We start from the raw sequence: 19,183 nt of genomic DNA, 5'->3' as shown, positions 1-19,183 counted from the left end.
GCAATTCCGCCGTGACGACCATCACCCCAGACGGCACCCCGGAGGACACCTCCACTCCGGGAAACTGCTCCTCTCCGAGGCCCTCACTTCGCCCCGGGCCGGTGGTGCCCGGTACGCTCACCGCCGTGTCACACGCTGATCAGTCCCCGAAACCCCAGCACGCCGAGAAGGGCGGGGCCGGAACCTACCCGGGAGCGCCGCGCCCTGAACGGGTCCGCCCCACCCCCCTGGCGGACCTCGCCGAGCAGCTGGGATGCCCGGCCCCCGAAGCCGGCCCCGCCGGAGCGGCCGGTGCCGCCCAGCCCGTGATGGTCACCGGCATCACCCATGACTCCCGGGCGGTCCGTCCCGGTGACGTCTACGCGGCGCTGCCCGGTGCCCGGCTGCACGGTGCCGACTTCGTCGCCCAGGCCGCCGATCTCGGCGCCGCCGCGGTGCTGACCGACCCGTCGGGCGCCGAGCGCGCCGCCGCGACCGGCCTGCCGGTCCTCGTCGTCGAGAATCCGCGCGCACGGATGGGCGCCCTGGCCGTCTCCATCTACGGAGCGCCGGGCGAGGACCTCCTCCAGATCGGCATCACCGGCACCTCCGGCAAGACCACCACCGCCTACCTCATCGAGGGCGGCCTGCGGGCCGCGGCCGCCGAGCGGCCCGACGGAGGACGGACCGGCCTGATCGGCACCGTCGAGACCCGTATCGGCGACGAGCGCATCAAGTCCGAGCGCACCACCCCCGAGGCCACCGACCTCCAGGCGCTGTTCGCGGTGATGCGCGAGCGCGGCGTCCGCGCGGTCGCCATGGAGGTCTCCAGCCACGCCCTGGTCCTCGGCCGGGTCGACGGCTGCGTCTTCGACGTCGCGATCTTCAACAACCTCAGCCCGGAGCACATGGAGTTCCACTCCGGGATGGAGGACTACTTCCAGGCCAAGGCCCAGCTCTTCACCAAGGCCCGCAGCCGCGCCGGCGTGGTCAACCTCGACGACGAGTACGGCAAGCGGCTGGCCGAGGGCGAGTCCGAGGTCCCGGTCACCACCTTCTCCGCCGAGGGCCACCCCGACGCCGACTGGCGGGCGTCCGACGTCGAGGTCGGCACGCTCGGCTCGACCTTCACCGTGCACGGCCCGGACGGCGTCACCGTGCGCGCCGCGTCCCCGATCGCCGGCCCGTTCAACGTCGCCAACGCGCTCGCCGCGATCGTCTCGCTGGTCGTCGCCGGTATCGATGCGCAGACCGCCGCCGACGGCGTCGCCGCGGTGCCCGGCGTCCCCGGCCGCCTGGAGCGCATCGACGCCGGCCAGTCCTACCTGGCGGTGGTCGACTACGCGCACAAGACCGACGCCGTCGAATCGGTTCTGCGCGCCCTGCGCAAGGTCACCGACGGCAAGCTGCACGCCGTCCTCGGCTGCGGCGGCGACCGCGACCCGCACAAGCGCGCCCCCATGGGTGCCGCGGTGGCCCGGCTCGCCGACACGGCCGTCCTGACCTCCGACAACCCGCGCGGCGAGGACCCGCTCTCGATCCTCGCCACCATGCTGGCGGGCGCCGCGGAGGTCCCCATCCACGAACGCGGCACGGTGCTCGTCGAGGAGGAGCGCGCCGCCGCCATCGCCGCCGCCGTCGCCCGCGCCGAGCCGGGTGACACCGTGATCGTCGCCGGCAAGGGCCACGAGCAGGGCCAGGACATCGCCGGAGTGGTCCGCCCCTTCGACGACCGCCAGGTACTGCGCCATGCCATCGAGGACTCGTTGAAGTCACCTCAGTCACCGCAGTCGCAGCAGCCGAACCATCAGGGATGACACACCGCCATGCGCGCACAACCCCGTTACCGTCACCGCCCGCCCCGTGCCGGGGGTGACCTGTGATCTCCCTGTCGCTCGCCGAGGTCGCGAGCATCGTCGGAGGACAGCAGCACGACATACCGGACGACGGCCGTCGGGTGACCGGACCGGTCGTGGCGGACTCCCGCGCGGTGTGTCCGGGCGCCCTGTTCGTGGCGTTCGCCGGTGAACGCGTCGACGGCCACGACTTCGCGCCCGGCGCCGTCGAGGCCGGCGCGGTGGCCGTCCTGGCCGCCCGCCCGCTCGGCGTCCCCGCGATCGTCGTCGACGACGTGGTCGCCGCGCTGGGCGCACTCGCCCGCGCCGTCGTCGCACGTCTTGGCACCACCGTGGTGGGCCTCACCGGCTCGGCCGGCAAGACCAGCACCAAGGACCTGATCGCCCAGCTGCTCCAGCGCCACGGCCCGACGGTCTGGCCCGAGGGGAACCTCAACAACGAGATCGGGCTGCCGCTGACCGCGCTGCGCGCCGAGGAGGACACCCGTCACCTCGTCCTGGAGATGGGCGCCCGCGGCGTCGGCCACATCCGCTACCTCGCCGGGCTGACCCCGCCGAGGATCGGGGTGGTGCTCAACGTCGGCAGCGCGCACATCGGCGAGTTCGGCGGCCGTGAGCAGATCGCCCTGGCCAAGGGCGAACTCGTCGAGGCGCTGCCCGCGGCCGAGGACGGCGGGGTCGCGGTGCTCAACGCCGACGACCCGTACGTCCGCGCCATGGTTCCGCGCACCCGTGCCCGCACGGTCCTGTTCGGCGAGTCCCCCGAGGCCGCGGTCCGTGCCGAGAATGTCCGGCTCACGGATCTTGGTCAGCCCGCTTTCACGCTTCGCACACCCTCCGGGTGCAGTGATGTGACCATGCGGCTGTACGGTGAGCACCACGTGTCGAACGCGCTCGCCGCGGCCGCCGTAGCCCATGAGTTGGGCATGCCCGTAGACGAGATCGCCGCTGCGCTCTCCGAAGCCGGCACGCTCTCCCGCTGGCGTATGGAGGTCACCGAGCGCGCGGACGGCGTGACGGTCGTCAACGACGCCTACAACGCGAACCCCGAGTCCATGCGAGCGGCGCTGCGAGCGCTGGTCGCGATGGGCGCAGCCCGTCAGGCGAAGGGCGGTCGTACGTGGGCGGTGCTCGGTGAGATGGCCGAGCTCGGTGAGGAGTCACTCGCCGAACACGACGCGGTCGGACGCCTGGTCGTCCGGCTCAACGTCAGCAAGCTCGTGGCGGTCGGCGGCAGGGAAGCGGCCTGGCTCGACATGGGCGCCAAGAACGAGGGTTCGTGGGGTGAGGAGTCGGTGCACGTGTCCGACGCGCGGGCGGCGGTCGACCTGTTGCGCAGCGAGCTGCAGCCAGGAGATGTCGTGCTGGTGAAGGCGTCCAGGTCGGTGGGGCTGGAGCGGGTCGCCGCAGCTTTGCTGGACGAGGGCATGCTGGGCGCCACGGGCGCTGAGGGCGGAGCCGTGTCCCGATGAACTCGATGAAGCAGATCCTCTTCTCCGGAATGATCGGGCTCTTCCTGACCCTGATCGGCACCCCGCTGCTGATCAAGCTGCTGGCCAAGAAGGGGTACGGGCAGTTCATCCGCGATGACGGCCCGCGGACCCACGGCAGCAAGAAGGGAACGCCCACCATGGGCGGTATCTCCTTCATCCTGGCCACGATCATCGCCTATGCCGTGACGAAGGTGATCACCTCGAGTGATCCGAGCTTCTCCGGTGTGCTGGTGCTCTTCCTGTTCGCGGGCATGGGCCTGGTCGGCTTCCTCGACGACTACATCAAGATCGTCAAGCAGCGTTCGCTGGGCCTGCGGGCCAAGGCGAAGATGGCCGGACAGCTGATCGTCGGTATCGCCTTCGCGGTGCTCTCGCTGCAGTTCGCCGACCTGCGCGGGCAGACCCCGGCCTCCGACCGGCTCTCCTTCACCCAGGACTTCGGCTGGCAGATCGGCCCGGTGATCTTCGTGATCTGGGCGCTGTTCATGATCCTGGCGATGTCCAACGGCGTGAACCTCACCGACGGCCTCGACGGCCTCGCCACCGGTGCCTCGGTGATGGTCTTCGGCGCGTACACCTTCATCGGCATCTGGCAGCACCAGGAGTCCTGCGCCACTCCGATCACCGCCGGGCCGGCCTGTTACGAGGTCCGTGATCCGCTCGACCTCGCAGTGGTGGCCTCCGCGCTGATGGGTGCCTGCTTCGGCTTCCTGTGGTGGAACACCTCGCCCGCCAAGATCTTCATGGGTGACACCGGTTCGCTGGCCCTGGGCGGCGCGCTGGCCGGTCTGGCCATCTGCTCCCGTACGGAGCTGCTGCTGGCCATCCTCGGCGGCCTGTTCGTCCTGATCACCATGTCCGTGGTGATCCAGGTCGGCTCGTTCCGGCTGACCGGCAAGCGGGTCTTCCGGATGGCGCCACTCCAGCACCACTTCGAACTCAAGGGGTGGTCGGAAGTCCTTGTGGTGGTCCGGTTCTGGATCATCCAGGGCATGTGCGTCATTGTGGGACTCGGCATCTTCTACGGCGGCTGGCAGGCAGCAAAGTGACCACCCAGGGTCCGACCGGCGTTCCCACGGGGTTCTCCGGTCAGCACATCACCGTCGCCGGCCTGGGCGTGAGCGGCAGCAGTGCCGCCCGCGCGCTGGCCGGCCTCGGCGCCCGTGTCACCGTCGTCGACGGCGGTGACGGCGAGAAGCAGCGGGCGGCCGCCCGTGAGCTGACGGAGCAGGGGATCATTGTCCGCCTCGGCGACGGCGACACCCTCCCCGAGGGCACCGACCTGGTCGTCACCTCGCCCGGGTGGAAGCCGGACAGCCCGCTGTTCGCCGCGGCCGCGGCCGCGGGCGTCGAGGTCGTCGGAGACGTGGAGATCGCCTGGCGGCTGCGGGGCCCCGACGCAGCGGCCTGGCTCGGGGTCACCGGCACCAACGGCAAGACCACGACCGTCCGGATGCTGGCCTCGATCCTGGAGGCCGAGGGCCTGCGCACCCTGGCCGTCGGCAACATCGGCACCCCGATCATCGACGTCGTCCTGGGGCAGGGCCAGGACGGCGCGGCCCCGTACGACGTGCTCGCCGTGGAGCTCTCCAGCTACCAGCTGCACTGGGCGCCGTCCCTGCGCGCGCACTCCGCCGCGGTCCTCAACCTCGCCCCCGACCACCTCGACTGGCACGGCTCCATGGAGGCGTACGCCGCCGACAAGGGCCGGATCTACGAGGGCAACACCGTCGCCTGCGTCTACAACGCGGCCGACAAGGCGACCGAGGACCTGGTGCGCGAGGCCGACGTCGAGGAGGGCTGCCGGGCCATCGGCTTCACCCTCGGCACCCCCGGCCCCTCCCAACTCGGCGTCGTCGAGGGCATCCTCGTCGACCGCGCCTTCGTGGAGAACCGGCAGCAACAGGCCCAGGAGCTCGCCGAGGTCTCCGACATCGCGCCCGGCTCCGTGACCCCCGCCCCGCACAACATCGCCAACGCCCTCGCGGCGGCGGCGCTGGCCCGTGCGTTCGGCGTCCGGCCCGCCGCCGTCCGCGACGGACTGCGCGCCTTCCACCCGGACGCGCACCGCATCCAGCTCGTCGCGGAGCTGGACGGCGTCACCTACGTCGACGACTCCAAGGCCACCAACACCCACGCCGCCGAGGCGTCGTTGGCGGCGTACGAGCACATCGTGTGGATCGCCGGCGGGCTCGCCAAGGGCGCGACCTTCGACGAGCTGGTGCAGAAGTCCGCGGCCCGGCTGCGCGGGGTGGTGCTGATCGGCGCCGATCGGGCGCTGATCCGGGAAGCCCTGGCGCGACACGCCCCCGAGGTCCCGGTGGTCGACCTCGACCGGACCGACACTGGGGCGATGCCCGAGGCGGTCCGGGAGGCGGCCCGTCTGGCCGAGCCCGGTGACACTGTTCTGCTGGCCCCGGCCTGTGCCTCGATGGACATGTTCGTCAACTACAACAAGCGGGGCGAAGCCTTCGCCGCGGCGGTCGGTGAGCTGACCGCACGGGACCTCTAGACCGTTTCTCCCCGCTGTCGCCGAGCGCCGGCGACGCGCGCACCTGTGGAGGGGACGAGGATGACGGCCCGATCGGCGAAAGCGGCCACCTCGCGCCCGGCGCGCCGCCCCTCCACGGTGCGCAAGCCGCGCGGCGGGCGCGCCCCGGGCGGCCCCCGGGGCCTCCACATCCGGCTGAAACGCGCCTGGGACCGCCCGCTGACCGCGTACTACCTGATCCTCGGCGGCAGCCTGCTGATCACCGTCCTGGGGCTGGTGATGGTCTACTCGGCGTCCCAGATCAAGGCACTGCAGTCCGGTCTCGCCCCGACGTACTTCTTCCGCAAGCAGCTGCTCGCCGCCGTCCTCGGCGGCGGGCTGCTGCTGGCTGCCTCCCGGATGACGGTACGGCTGCACCGCGGGCTGGCCTATCCGCTGCTCGCGGTCTCGGTGTTCCTGATGTGCCTGGTGCAGATCCCGGGGATAGGGGTCGCGGTCAACGGCAACCAGAACTGGATCAGCCTCGGCGGACCTTTCCAGATGCAACCGAGCGAGTTCGCCAAGCTCGCCCTGGTGCTGTGGGGCGCCGATCTGCTGGCTCGCAAACAGGACAAAAGGCTGCTGGTGCAGTGGAAGCACCTGCTGGTGCCGCTGATCCCGGTGGCGTTCCTGCTGCTCGGGCTGATCATGCTCGGCGGCGACATGGGGACCGCGATCATTCTCACGGCGATCCTCTTCGGGCTGCTGTGGCTGGCCGGTGCGCCGACCCGGCTGTTCGTGGGGGTGCTGGGCGCCGCCACCCTGATCGGGGCGCTGCTGATCAAGACCAGTGCCAACCGGATGTCCCGGCTGGCCTGCATCGGGGCGACCGATCCGGGACCCGGGGACCAGTGCTGGCAGGCCGTGCACGGCATCTATGCTCTGGCCTCCGGCGGATTCTTCGGTTCCGGCCTCGGCGCCAGTATGGAAAAATGGGGTGAACTCCCTGAACCGCACACCGACTTCATCTTCGCCATCACCGGGGAGGAACTGGGTCTGGCGGGGACGCTGTCGGTGCTCGCCCTCTTCGCGGCTCTAGGCTATGCGGGTATCCGCGTGGCCGGACGCACGGAGGACCCCTTCGTACGGTACGCCGCGGGAGGCGTGACCACCTGGATCACGGCCCAGGCCGTGATCAACATCGGTGCGGTGCTCGGCCTGTTGCCGATCGCCGGTGTCCCGCTCCCGCTGTTCTCCTACGGAGGCTCCGCCCTGCTGCCGACGATGTTCGCCATCGGGCTGCTGATCGCCTTCGCGCGTGACGAGCCCGCTGCACGGGCGGCGTTGTCTGCCCGGTCGGCGCGGAAGCCGGCCTTGGGCAGGAAGCGGGCTGGGGTGAGATGGAAGACGATGAGACGGCGCGTCAAGAAGCGGCCGTCCGGAGAGCGGTGAATTTCGGTGCATGTCGTACTCGCCGGTGGGGGGACCGCCGGCCACATCGAGCCCGCGCTCGCCCTCGCGGACGCACTGCGGAGGCAGGACCCCACCGTGGGGATCACGGCACTCGGTACGGAAAAGGGCCTGGAGACCCGGCTCGTCCCCGAACGCGGCTATGAGCTGGGCCTCATCCCGGCCGTGCCGCTGCCGCGCAAGCCCACCCCCGAGCTGATCACCGTCCCCGGGCGGCTGCGCGGCACGATCAAGGCCGCCGAGCAGATCCTGGAGCGCACGAAGGCGGACTGCGTGGTCGGCTTCGGCGGCTATGTGGCGCTGCCCGGCTACCTGGCCGCCAAGCGGCTCGGCGTGCCGATCATCGTCCACGAGGCCAATGCCCGCCCCGGCCTCGCCAACAAGATCGGCTCGCGGTACGCCAAGTTCGTCGCCGTCAGCACCCCCGACAGCAAGCTGCGCGGGGCCCGCTACGTCGGCATCCCGCTGCGCCGCACCATCGCGACCCTGGACCGCGCCGCGGTCCGCCCCGAGGCGCGGGCCGCCTTCGGTCTCGACCCCAACCTCCCGACCCTGCTGGTGTCCGGTGGTTCCCAGGGGGCCCGTCGGCTGAACGAGGTCATCCAGGCCGCCGTTCCGGCCCTCCAGCGCGCCGGCATCCAGGTGCTGCACGCGGTCGGCCCGAAGAACGAACTGCCGCACGCGGACAACATGCCCGGGATGCCCCCCTATGTCCCGGTACCGTACGTGGACCGGATGGATCTCGCGTACGCCGCGGCCGACATGATGCTCTGCCGCGCGGGCGCGATGACCGTCGCCGAGTTGTCCGCCGTCGGGCTCCCGGCCGCCTTCGTCCCGCTGCCCATCGGCAACGGCGAACAGCGGCTCAACGCCCAGCCGCTGGTCAACGCCGGCGGGGGCCTGCTGGTCGACGACGCCCAGCTGACCCCGGACTGGGTGCAGAACAGCGTGCTCCCGGTCCTGGCCGATCCGCACCGGCTGTACGAGATGTCGCGCGCGGCCTCCGAGTTCGGCCGCCGGGACGCCGATGAGCTGTTGGTCGGCATGGTCTACGAGGCGATTGCGCAGCACAACAAGTAGCGCACGAGAGAAGGCAGGGAGCGTGGCCGGACCGGCAACCGCCCGTCGAGGCGAGAAGAAGTCACCGTCCGGCCCGCCCTCCGCCGCGGCGCCCCCGCGGCGAAGACTCCGGTGGGAACGCCTTCCGCTACGCGCGCCGAGCCGTCGTGGTCTGATCATCATCCTGGTCGCCGCGGCGCTGCTCGGCGCGTTCGGCGTCTGGGCCCTCTACGCCTCGAACTGGCTCCGGGTGGAACGTGTCCGCGCCACCGGCACCAAGGTGCTGACGCCGCATGACGTCGTCGCCGCGGCGGACGCCCCGATGAACGCACCGCTGGTCTCGGTCGACACGGACGCGCTGGCCCGACGGCTCCGCGCCCGGCTGCCGCGCATCAAGACCGTGGACGTCGAGCGGTCCTGGCCGCACACAATCGGCCTGAAGGTGACCGAAAGGGTGCCGGAACTGCTGCTGCGAACGGGCGGAAAGTTTGTCGAAGTGGACGCCGGGGGCGTCCGGTTCGCCACCGTCCGCACGGCTCCCCGGGGTGTTCCGCTTCTGGAAATGTCCGTATCCGACTCCCCGAGTCTGCGCCGTTTCGGAACCGACCGGTTGCGGCGCGCCGCGGTCGAGGTCGCCCGGGATCTGCCCGCGGCCGTGCACAAGGACGTACGGAAGGTCCGCGTACGGTCCTACGACGCGATCACCCTCGAACTGACCGGCGGCCGCACGGTCGCCTGGGGCAGCCGCGAACAGGGCGCCGAGAAGGCAAAGGTGCTGACCGCGCTGCTGAAAGCGGCGCGCGAGGCCCGCCACTTCGACATCTCGGTGCCCAGCGCCCCTGCGGTGTCCGGGAGTTGACGTCCGGAGCCGCAGGCCAGCACCCTGGATGGCTACGACTATGGGTGATCACATAGGGTGAAAAGAAAAACGGGAGGTTCGGCGTGTTCGTTGAACGGGCGCGCCTTGTCGACTTAGTGTCTCGTTCCAAAGGGACTATGGAAGCAAGGAACACAGGCACAGGTAACCCTAAACTTCAACGTTAGGGTTCGGGTCGGCGATACGAACCGTCCCATCGGCATCAGTCGGCGTCCACACGCACGTGCGGCGACGACACGTAACTCGAGGCGAGAGGCCTTCGACGTGGCAGCACCGCAGAACTACCTCGCAGTCATCAAGGTCGTCGGCATCGGCGGCGGTGGCGTGAACGCCATCAACCGGATGATCGAGGTCGGGCTCAAGGGCGTCGAGTTCATCGCGATCAACACCGATGCGCAGGCGCTGCTGATGAGCGACGCCGACGTCAAGCTCGACGTCGGCCGCGAAATGACGCGCGGGCTCGGCGCCGGCGCCAACCCGGATGTGGGTCGCAAGGCGGCCGAGGACCACCGCGAGGAGATCGAGGAGGTCCTCAAGGGGGCCGACATGGTCTTCGTGACCGCGGGTGAGGGCGGCGGCACCGGCACCGGCGGCGCACCCGTCGTCGCCAACATCGCCCGCTCGCTGGGCGCCCTGACGATCGGTGTGGTCACCCGGCCGTTCACCTTCGAGGGCCGCCGTCGCGCCAACCAGGCAGAGGACGGCATCGCGCAGCTGCGCGAAGAGGTCGACACCCTCATCGTGATCCCCAACGACCGACTGCTGTCCATCTCGGACCGCCAGGTGAGCGTGCTCGACGCGTTCAAGTCCGCGGACCAGGTACTGCTGTCGGGTGTCCAGGGCATCACCGACCTGATCACCACCCCGGGCCTGATCAACCTCGACTTCGCCGACGTCAAGTCCGTGATGTCGGAGGCCGGCTCGGCCCTCATGGGCATCGGCTCGGCGCGCGGCGACGACCGCGCGGTGGCCGCGGCGGAGATGGCGATCTCCTCGCCGCTCCTGGAGGCGTCCATCGACGGCGCCCGCGGGGTGCTGCTGTCCATCTCGGGCGGTTCCGACCTCGGTCTCTTCGAGATCAACGAGGCCGCCCAGCTGGTCAGCGAGGCGGCACACCCGGAAGCCAACATCATCTTCGGTGCGGTCATCGACGACGCGCTGGGCGACGAGGTCCGGGTCACGGTCATCGCCGCGGGCTTCGACGGCGGCCAGCCGCCGGCCCGCCGGGATGCGCAGTCCTCCGCGCTGTCCGCCCCGAAGCGCGAGGAGCCCGCGGCCGCCCCGGCCCCGAGCCGCCCGGCCACTCCGCCCGAGCCGCGTTCGTCGTCCTTCGGCGGACTGGGTTCGGTGCCGGTACGGGACGAGGAGCCGGCACCCGCCGAGTCCTCCTCCTCGCTGGGCGAGACCCCGTCGACCCCGTCGAGCACTCCCCAGGTTCCCCCGGCCCGTCCGTACTCGGACTCGGCGGCCGAGGAACTGGACGTCCCCGACTTCCTGAAGTGACCGAAGCACTGAAGTGATAGGGCAACAGCACCACGAGAGCGGCGCGCACTTCGCCTTCACCGACAGGTGGGGCGGGGTGAGCGCCGCTCCGTACGATCAGCTCAACCTGGGCGGCGCGGTCGGCGACGACCCGCACGCCGTACACGCCAACCGGTCCCGCGCCGCCACGGCACTCGGCCTCGACCCGGCCGCGGTGGTCTGGATGAACCAGGTCCACGGCCGGGACGTGGCCGTGGTCGACGGTCCGTGGCAGGGCGACGTCCCGGCCGTGGACGCGGTGGTGACGGAGCGCCGGGGTCTCGCGCTCGCGGTCCTGACCGCCGACTGCACCCCGGTCCTGCTCGCCGACCCGGTCGCCGGGGTCGCGGGGGCCGCGCACGCCGGCCGGCCCGGCCTGGTCGCCGGGGTCGTCCCGGCGGTGGTCGAGGCCATGGTGAAGCGGGGCGCGGAACCGGCCCGGATCATCGCGTACACCGGACCGGCGATCTGCGGGCGCTGTTACGAGGTGCCCGAGGCGATGCGTTCCGATGTCGCAGCGGTGGTGCCCGAGGCTCGTGCGACGACGAGCTGGGGGACTCCCGCGGTGGACGTCACGGCGGGCGTCCGGGCCCAACTCGCCGCGCAGGGCGTGCTGGTGCGTGAAGATTCCCACATCTGCACCCGCGAATCCGCGGACCATTTCTCTTATCGACGCGACCGTACGACCGGGCGGCTCGCGAGCTATGTGTGGCTCGGGGACGACACCCCAGGCCCGGGGCCGGGGGAGGCCACGTCGTGACGGAGGACCGGAAGACGCAACTGGCGGAGAACCTGGCCCGGGTGGAGGAACGTATCTCCGCCGCCTGCGCCCAGGCCGGCCGGCCGCGGGACGAGGTGACCCTGATCGTGGTCACCAAGACCTACCCCGCGAGTGATGTCCGGCTGCTCGCGGAGCTGGGGGTGCGGCAGGTCGCGGAGAACCGCGACCAGGAGGCCGCGGTCAAGGCCGCGGAATGCGCTGATTTGCCCCTTACTTGGCACTTCGTTGGTCAACTCCAGACCAACAAGGTGCGGTCGGTGGCTGGTTATGCCGGAATTGTTCAGTCGGTCGACCGGGCCCGTCTCGTCACCGCGCTCTCCAAGGAGGCGGTGCGCGCCGGGCGCGAACTGGGGTGCCTGATCCAGGTGGCACTTGACGCGGAGTCGGGGGTGCGGGGTGAGCGCGGAGGTGTGGCACCGGACGGTGTCCCGGCGCTCGCCGAGGTGATCGCCGGGGCCCAAGGTCTGCGCGTGGACGGCGTGATGACCGTGGCGCCGCTGGCCGGGCCCTATGCGGGGCGTGAACTCGCGGCTTTCGAACGGCTCATGGAAATCTCATCCGACCTGCGCGCCGACCATCCTGCTGCCACCATGGTGTCCGCAGGCATGAGCGCGGATCTTGAGGACGCAGTGGCGGCCGGAGCGACACATGTGCGCGTCGGCACTGCGGTACTCGGAGTCCGACCACGGCTCCGGTAACGTCGCCAAGCAAGTCGGACCACAGCACAAAATATGGTCATTCCCGTAAAAAACGGGGCAGGCCGAGTGGATTCAGGGCCCCTGGTGACGGAGCCGATCCACCACAGAGCGGAGGACGCAGAGAATGGCCGGCGCGATGCGCAAGATGGCGGTCTACCTCGGCCTCGTGGAGGACGATGGGTACGACGGCCGGGGGTTCGACCCCGATGACGAGTTCGAGCCCGAGCTTGACCCGGAGCCCGACCGGGGACGGCGTCAACAGCACCCGGTGCAGGCCGAAATCCCCCCGGAACGGGAGGAACCCGTCCGTGCCGTGACGCCTCCGGCGCAACGTGAACCGGCCCCGCTTGTCGCGGAAAACGGACGACCCGCGCGAATCGCCCCCGTGGCATCCATCACACCCGACCGTCCGAATCTGGAGAAGAACGCACCGGTGATCATGCCCAAGGTTGTGTCCGAGCGGGAGCCCTACCGCATCACCACACTCCACCCCCGGACCTACAACGAAGCCCGTACCATCGGGGAACACTTCCGTGAGGGCACTCCGGTGATCATGAATCTGACGGAGATGGACGACACCGACGCGAAGCGACTTGTCGACTTTGCGGCCGGTTTGGTGTTTGGTCTTCACGGCAGCATCGAGCGGGTGACGCAGAAGGTGTTCCTGTTGTCGCCTGCTAACGTCGATGTCACGGCGGAGGACAAGGCCCGTATCGCAGAGGGCGGGTTCTTCAACCAGAGCTAGACGCAACACCGGGCACACCGAGGCCGTGAGGCCAACACAGGAGCAAGGCAAGGGGAGAGGGACCGCGCGAGATGAGTGTCTTTGGTCAGGTGATCTACATCGCGCTGTACTGCTTCCTGATCGTGTTGATCTTCCGGCTGGTGATGGACTATGTCTTCCAGTTCGCCCGTTCATGGCAACCCGGCAAGGCGATGGTGGTCATTCTTGAGGCCGCTTACACTGTCACTGATCCGCCACTCAAGCTTCTGCGGCGGGTCATCCCGCCGCTGCGTCTCGGGGGCGTGGCGCTCGACCTGTCCTTCTTCGTATTGATGATCATCGTCTACCTGCTGATCACCGCCGTGAGGTCGGTGTTGTTGGTGTGAACGATACGGTCTTGCCGATTGCCGACGACTACGTTGAGGTGAAGTAGAGATGCCGTTGACCCCCGAGGACGTGCGGAACAAGCAGTTCACGACCGTCCGCCTCCGAGAAGGCTATGACGAGGACGAGGTCGATGCCTTCCTCGATGAGGTCGAAGCCGAACTGACCCGGCTCCTGCGGGAGAACGAGGACCTTCGCGCCAAGCTTGCCGCTGCCACCCGCGCCGCCGCGCAGAACCAGCAGCAGCAGGGCATGCGCAAGGGACCGGACCAGCAGCAGCAGGAGCAGCAGCAGCGTCCGGGGGCTCCGGTGCCCGCCGCCATATCCGGTCCGCAGCCGGTGCCGCCGCAGCAGCAGGGGATGGGTGGACCTCCCCAACTGCCCGGTGGAGCACCTCAGCTGCCTCCTGGTCCCGGTGGTCACGGCCCGCAGGGTCACGGCCCCGGTCCGATGGGCCCCGGTGGCCCCATGGGCGGCCCGATGGGCGGCCCCGGCGGACCGCAGCTGCCCGGCCCCGGTGGCCAGCAGGGCGGCCCGGGCGGTGACAGCGCGGCGCGCGTGCTGTCGCTGGCACAGCAGACCGCCGACCAGGCGATCGCGGAGGCCCGTTCCGAGGCCAACAAGATCGTCGGCGAGGCGCGCAGCCGTGCCGAGGGCCTGGAGCGGGACGCCCGCGCCAAGGCCGACGCGCTGGAGCGGGACGCGCAGGAGAAGCACCGCGTGGCGATGGGCTCGCTGGAGTCGGCCCGCGCGACGCTGGAGCGCAAGGTCGAGGACCTGCGCGGCTTCGAGCGCGAGTACCGCACGCGGCTGAAGTCCTACCTGGAGAGCCAGCTGCGCCAGCTGGAGAACCAGGCGGACGACTCGCTGGCCCCGCCGCGCACCCCGGCGGCCGCTCCCTCGCTGCCGCCGTCGCCCTCGATGGCGTCGGCCGGTGCGGGCACCATGGGCGGCAACCACACCATGGGTGGCGGTCAGTCGATGGGTGGCGGCAACCACTCCATGGCCGGTCCGTCCGGCAACGGTCCGTCCTACGGCGGTCAGCAGCAGATGTCGCCGGCGATGACCCAGCCGATGGCTCCGGTGCGTCCGCAGAGCCCGCAGCCGATGCAGCAGACGCCGTCGCCGATGCGCGGCTTCCTGATCGACGAGGACGACAACTGACGTCCGCGTAGCGCGCACAGTCGGCAATCAGGGCCGGGCCCCGAAGGAACACTCCTTCGGGGCCCGGCCCTTTTGTGTGGACTTGTGCGGGGGCGGTGCGGTCGGCGGGGACGGCCGAGCCCCCCGGTGCGGTGGCGCCGGGGGGCTCGGGACGTCGCGGCGGGTGTGCCGCGGGGGCGGTTACGCCTTGCGCAGCCGGAAGGTGAGGGCCAGGCTCTCGTCGGTGAACGCGGGGCCGTAGGAGCCGTCCGCCTCGCCGGGTGTGAAGTCCGTGGCGAGCACCTCGTCGGAGATCAGGCCGGTGTGGTCGGCCAGCGCCGTGCGGACCTCCTCGTCGGTGGACTCCCAGCGCAGCGCGATCCGGTCGGCGACGTCGAGGCCGCTGTTCTTACGGGCCTCCTGGATCAGCCGGATCGCGTCGCGGGCCAGGCCCGCCCGGCGCAGCTCCGGGGTGATCTCCAGGTCGAGGGCGACCGTGGCGCCTGCGTCGGAGGCCACCGACCAGCCCTCGCGCGGGGTCTCGGTGATGATGACCTCGTCGGGGGCGAGGGTGACGGTCTCACCGTCGACCTCGACGCTCGCCGTGCCCTCGCGCAGGGCGAGGGAGAGGGCCGCGGCATCCGCGGCGGCGACGGCCTTGGCGACCGCCTGGACGCCCTTGCCGAAACGCTTGCCCAGGGCACGGAAGTTCGCCTTGGCGGTGGTGTCGACCAGGGACCCGCCCACCTCCGACAGCGAGGCCAGCGAGCTGACGTTGAGCTCCTCGGCGATCTGCGCGCGCAGGTCGTCGGACAGGTCCGCGAAGCCGTGGGCCGCGACCAGCGCGCGGGACAGCGGCTGGCGGGTCTTCACACCCGACTCGGCGCGGGTGGCCCGGCCCAGCTCGACCAGCCGGCGCACCAGCTGCATCCGGCCGGACAGCGCCGGGTCGATCAGCGTCCGGTCGGCGACCGGCCAGGTGGAGAGGTGGACGGAGTCCGGGGCGTCCGGGGTGACCGGGACGACCAGGTCCTGCCAGACCCGCTCGGTGATGAAGGGGGTGAGCGGCGCCATGAGGCGGGTGACGGTCTCGACGACCTCGTGGAGGGTGCGCAGCGCGGCCGCGTCGCCCTGCCAGAAACGGCGGCGGGAGCGGCGGACGTACCAGTTGGAGAGGTCGTCGACGAAGGAGGAGAGGAGCTTGCCGGCGCGCTGGGTGTCGAAGGACTCCAGCGACTCGGTGACCTGCTCGACCAGGGTGTTCAGCTCACCGAGCAGCCAGCGGTCCAGCAGCGGGCGGTCGGCGGGGGCCGGGTCGGCGGCGGAGGGCGCCCAGCCGGACGTACGGGCGTAGAGCGCCTGGAAGGCGACGGTGTTCCAGTACGTCAGCAGCGTCTTGCGGACCACTTCCTGGATGGTGGAGTGGCCCACCCGGCGGGCGGCCCAGGGGGAGCCGCCGGCGGCCATGAACCAGCGGACCGCGTCGGCGCCGTGCTGGTCCATCAGCGGGATCGGCTGGAGGATATTGCCCAGGTGCTTGGACATCTTCCGGCCGTCCTCGGCGAGGATGTGGCCGAGGCAGACGACGTTCTCGTAGCTCGACTTGTCGAAGACGAGGGTGCCGACCGCCATCAGCGTGTAGAACCAGCCGCGGGTCTGGTCGATGGCCTCGGAGATGAACTGCGCCGGGTAGCGCTTCTCGAACAGCTCCTTGTTGCGGTACGGGTAGCCCCACTGCGCGAACGGCATCGAACCCGAGTCGTACCAGGCGTCGATGACCTCGGGGACGCGGGTGGCGGTGAGCGTGCAGCCCTCGTGGGAGCAGGGGAAGGTGACCGCGTCGATGTACGGGCGGTGCGGGTCCAGGCCGGACTGGTCGGTGCCGGTCAGCTCGGTCAGCTCGGCGAGCGAGCCGACGCAGGTGAGGTGGTTCTCCTCGCAGCGCCAGATGGGCAGCGGGGTGCCCCAGTAGCGGTTGCGGGACAGCGCCCAGTCGATGTTGTTGGTGAGCCAGTCGCCGAAGCGGCCGTGCTTGACCGACCCGGGGAACCAGTTGGTGTTCTCGTTCTCCCGGAGCAGGGCGTCCTTGACCGCGGTGGTGCGGATGTACCAGGACGGCTGGGCGTAGTAGAGCAGCGCGGTGTGGCAGCGCCAGCAGTGCGGGTAGCTGTGCTCGTAGGCGACGTGCCGGAAGAGCAGACCGCGGGCGTCCAGGTCGGCGACCAGTGTCTCGTCGGCCTTCTTGAAGAACTGGCCGCCGATCAGGGCCAGTTGCTCCTCGAAGGTGCCGTCCGGACGGACTGGGTTGATCACCGGGAGGTCGTACGCCTTGCAGGTCCTGAGGTCGTCCTCACCGAAGGCCGGGGCCTGGTGGACGAGGCCGGTGCCGTCGTCGGTGGTGACGTACTCGGCGTTGACGACGATGTTGGCGCCGTCGAGCTCGACGAGATCGAAGGGGCGCCGGTAGGCCCAGCGCTCCATCTCGCGGCCGGTGAACGACTCGCCGGTGGCGGTCCAGCCCTCGCCGAGGGCCTTCTCCAGCAGCGGCTCGGCGACGACCAGCTGCTCGGTGCCGTCGGTGGCGACGACGTAGGTGACGTCGGGGTGCGCGGCGACGGCCGTGTTGGAGACCAGGGTCCAGGGGGTGGTCGTCCAGATGAGCAGCGCGGCCCGGCCGGCCAGCGGGCCGGACGTCAGCGGGAGGCGGACGAAGACCGAGGGGTCGACGACGTTCTCGTAGCCCTGGGCCAGCTCGTGGTCCGACAGGCCGGTGCCGCAGCGCGGGCACCAGGGGGCGACGCGGTGGTCCTGGACCAGCAGGCCCTTGCCGAAGATCTCCTTCAGCGACCACCACACCGACTCGATGTAGTCGGGGTCCATCGTGCGGTACGGGGCGTCCAGGTCGGTCCAGTAGCCCATACGGGTCGTGAGCTCGGCGAAGGCGTCAGTGTGGCGGGTCACCGACTCCCGGCACTTGGCGTTGAACTCGGCGATGCCGTACGCCTCGATGTCCTTCTTGCCGTTGAAGCCCAGCTCCTTCTCCACGGCCAGCTCGACCGGGAGGCCGTGGCAGTCCCAGCCGGCCTTGCGGTCGACGTGGTAGCCCTGCATCGTCCGGAACCGGGGGAAGACGTCCTTGAAGACGCGCGCCTCGATGTGGTGCGCGCCGGGCATGCCGTTGGCGGTCGGGGGGCCCTCGTAGAAGACCCACTCGGGCCGCCCCTCGGACTGCTGGAGGGTACGGGCGAAGACCTTCTGCTCCTGCCAGAAATCGAGCACCGCGTGCTCGAGGGCGGGGAGGTCTACCTGGGCGGGTACCTGGCGGTACTGGGGCTGCGGACTCATCGGGGGCTTCCTCCGGCGGGACACCTGCTGCGTTCTCCGTCCGGAGGGACGAGAGCCTCGGCTCCCGCGGTACCACCCTCCTTGGCGGTGCCGTCGCACCGCCCCCTCATTGGGGTCGCGCTGCCGGTTCTACTCGTCCTGGGGGCCCGAGGCCCGTGGGCCGGGCCCGCTGTCCAGGACTTTCTTCCGGCGGCTCCGGGGTGATCTTCACGTCGTGCACGCCCCCGGGCTTCCACCGTCCCCGGGTCGCTGCTGGCTGCGTACGGCGCTACTCGTCCCGTCAATGCCTGTCGCTGGGGCCAGTGTACGGGGCTGTCCCCACAGCGGCCGACCGGATTTCCGGCGGAGGGCCGGGGCGGGACGCCGTACGACGGTGACCCGGACCGTCGCACGGGCGGTGGCCCCGCCCCGTGCGCTGACCCGAATGGCCAGCGGCCCGCCGCTCCTCCCACGGGCGGGTCCGGCCCGGCGGGGAGCGGGTACGGGCGAGGCGTACCGCACTGCCGGGCCGGGGCCGGGACCGGGCGGGGCGGTGCGTCCCGTTGCCGCGTGGCGTGTGGCGATTTATCGTTCCCGTCACGATTCGCGAACAAAGTCACATATGTGAAGGGGTCGCGGCCATGGTGGCGAAAAAGACCGCCGCGGAGAAGAGCACGACGCCTGCCGACGAGGCCGTCGCGAAGCAGCCCGCAGCCAAGAGGACCGCTCCGAAGAAGGCCGCGGCCAGGAAGACGGCGGCCGCGACGACCACGCCGGAGAAGGCGCCGGCCAAGAAGGCGGCGAAGAAGGCCGTGAAGAAGACGGCGGCCAAGAAGACGACGGCCAAGAAGGCCGCGAAGAAGGCGCCGGCCAAGACGGCCGCGGTGTCCGCCAAGAAGACGGGAGCCAAGACGGTGGTGGCGAAGAAGACCGCGGCCGCAGCGGCCACGGCGCACGACGACGGGTCCGCGGTGCCCATGGCCCGGGTGGCCGCGGCGCCCGGCGAACTCGCCGTACGCCCCGGCGAGGACCCCTGGACGCCCGAGGAGGTCGCCGAGGCGCGGACCGAGCTGATGGAGGAGACGGCGCGGCTGCGGCTGGAGATCGTCTCGGCCGAGGACGCCATCGCCGGGCTGATGCGCGACTCCGGGGACGGCGCGGGCGACGACGAGGCCGACACCGGCAGCAAGAACATCACCCGCGAACACGAGCTGGCGCTCGCCTCCAACGCCCGCGAGATGCTCCACCAGACCGAACGGGCCCTCGGCCGGCTGGACGCGGGCACCTACGGGCTGTGCGAGAACTGCGGGAACCCCATCGGCAAGGCGCGGATGCAGGCCTTCCCGCGCGCCACGCTGTGCGTGGAGTGCAAGCAGCAGCAGGAGCGCCGCTGAGCGCGGCATC

The 19,183-nt window shown here is 70.8% G+C and carries 15 protein-coding genes; 14 read left to right on the top strand and 1 reads right to left on the bottom strand.

The annotated features are described in order from the left end of the window. Window positions 1–11: 11 nt before the first annotated feature. The 13 genes from ACGFN2_RS26665 (at window position 12) to ACGFN2_RS26605 (ending at window position 14,476) form a co-directional block, all read left to right on the top strand. Window positions 12–1,796: a UDP-N-acetylmuramoyl-L-alanyl-D-glutamate--2,6-diaminopimelate ligase gene (locus ACGFN2_RS26665; RefSeq protein WP_362601544.1), complete on the top strand. Its 1,785-nt coding sequence runs from the start codon at window positions 12–14 to the stop codon at window positions 1,794–1,796. Window positions 1,797–1,858: 62 nt separating this feature from the next. Beyond that, window positions 1,859–3,307 (top strand): UDP-N-acetylmuramoyl-tripeptide--D-alanyl-D-alanine ligase, encoded by a 1,449-nt coding sequence (murF, locus tag ACGFN2_RS26660; protein WP_362601547.1) that lies wholly within the window; start codon window positions 1,859–1,861, stop codon window positions 3,305–3,307. A gap of 5 nt (window positions 3,308–3,312) precedes the next feature. Further along, window positions 3,313–4,377, top strand: coding sequence for a phospho-N-acetylmuramoyl-pentapeptide-transferase (mraY, locus tag ACGFN2_RS26655; protein WP_129298830.1), 1,065 nt, complete (start codon window positions 3,313–3,315; stop codon window positions 4,375–4,377). Next, on the top strand, window positions 4,374–5,840 hold the full coding sequence (gene murD / locus ACGFN2_RS26650; protein ID WP_393364604.1) for a UDP-N-acetylmuramoyl-L-alanine--D-glutamate ligase: 1,467 nt from the start codon (window positions 4,374–4,376) through the stop codon (window positions 5,838–5,840). Before mraY ends, murD begins: the two co-directional genes overlap by 4 nt. 60 nt (window positions 5,841–5,900) lie before the next feature. Then, window positions 5,901–7,250: a putative lipid II flippase FtsW gene (gene ftsW / locus ACGFN2_RS26645; RefSeq protein ID WP_362601552.1), complete on the top strand. Its 1,350-nt coding sequence runs from the start codon at window positions 5,901–5,903 to the stop codon at window positions 7,248–7,250. A 6-nt stretch (window positions 7,251–7,256) separates the two neighbouring features. Further along, window positions 7,257–8,348, top strand: a complete 1,092-nt coding sequence (gene murG / locus ACGFN2_RS26640) for an undecaprenyldiphospho-muramoylpentapeptide beta-N-acetylglucosaminyltransferase (protein WP_190146619.1) — start codon at window positions 7,257–7,259, stop codon at window positions 8,346–8,348. Between the two features lie 22 nt (window positions 8,349–8,370). Next, on the top strand, window positions 8,371–9,186 hold the full coding sequence (locus ACGFN2_RS26635) for a cell division protein FtsQ/DivIB (protein WP_393364598.1): 816 nt from the start codon (window positions 8,371–8,373) through the stop codon (window positions 9,184–9,186). Window positions 9,187–9,468: 282 nt separating this feature from the next. Continuing rightward, on the top strand, window positions 9,469–10,707 hold the full coding sequence (gene ftsZ / locus ACGFN2_RS26630) for a cell division protein FtsZ (protein ID WP_362601560.1): 1,239 nt from the start codon (window positions 9,469–9,471) through the stop codon (window positions 10,705–10,707). 13 nt (window positions 10,708–10,720) lie between these two features. Continuing rightward, window positions 10,721–11,485, top strand: a complete 765-nt coding sequence (gene pgeF / locus ACGFN2_RS26625; RefSeq protein ID WP_393364595.1) for a peptidoglycan editing factor PgeF — start codon at window positions 10,721–10,723, stop codon at window positions 11,483–11,485. After that, window positions 11,482–12,204 carry a YggS family pyridoxal phosphate-dependent enzyme gene (locus ACGFN2_RS26620; RefSeq protein ID WP_362601565.1) on the top strand — a complete coding sequence of 241 codons (723 nt, stop codon included), beginning with the start codon at window positions 11,482–11,484 and terminating at the stop codon, window positions 12,202–12,204. Before pgeF ends, ACGFN2_RS26620 begins: the two co-directional genes overlap by 4 nt. 124 nt (window positions 12,205–12,328) lie before the next feature. Beyond that, window positions 12,329–12,949 (top strand): cell division protein SepF, encoded by a 621-nt coding sequence (locus tag ACGFN2_RS26615; RefSeq protein WP_362601567.1) that lies wholly within the window; start codon window positions 12,329–12,331, stop codon window positions 12,947–12,949. Between the two features lie 71 nt (window positions 12,950–13,020). Beyond that, window positions 13,021–13,314, top strand: coding sequence for a YggT family protein (locus tag ACGFN2_RS26610; RefSeq protein ID WP_362601570.1), 294 nt, complete (start codon window positions 13,021–13,023; stop codon window positions 13,312–13,314). Window positions 13,315–13,363: 49 nt separating this feature from the next. Further along, window positions 13,364–14,476, top strand: a complete 1,113-nt coding sequence (locus ACGFN2_RS26605; RefSeq protein WP_362601573.1) for a DivIVA domain-containing protein — start codon at window positions 13,364–13,366, stop codon at window positions 14,474–14,476. Window positions 14,477–14,656: 180 nt separating this feature from the next. On the opposite strand, the gene ileS is transcribed toward ACGFN2_RS26605, so the two are convergent. Further along, complete coding sequence (gene ileS, locus ACGFN2_RS26600; RefSeq protein WP_393364590.1) at window positions 14,657–17,800, bottom strand: isoleucine--tRNA ligase; 3,144 nt, start codon at window positions 17,798–17,800, stop codon at window positions 14,657–14,659. Window positions 17,801–18,420: 620 nt separating this feature from the next. Between ileS and ACGFN2_RS26595 the strand changes: the two genes are divergently transcribed. After that, window positions 18,421–19,173: a TraR/DksA family transcriptional regulator gene (locus tag ACGFN2_RS26595; protein WP_393364587.1), complete on the top strand. Its 753-nt coding sequence runs from the start codon at window positions 18,421–18,423 to the stop codon at window positions 19,171–19,173. Window positions 19,174–19,183 lie beyond the last annotated feature (10 nt).

Source organism: Streptomyces sp. NPDC048612 (assembly GCF_043199295.1).
Classification (GTDB): Bacteria; Actinomycetota; Actinomycetes; order Streptomycetales; family Streptomycetaceae; genus Streptomyces.
Note: the sequence above shows the minus strand (reverse complement) of the source record. Positions and strands in the feature narration are given on the sequence as shown.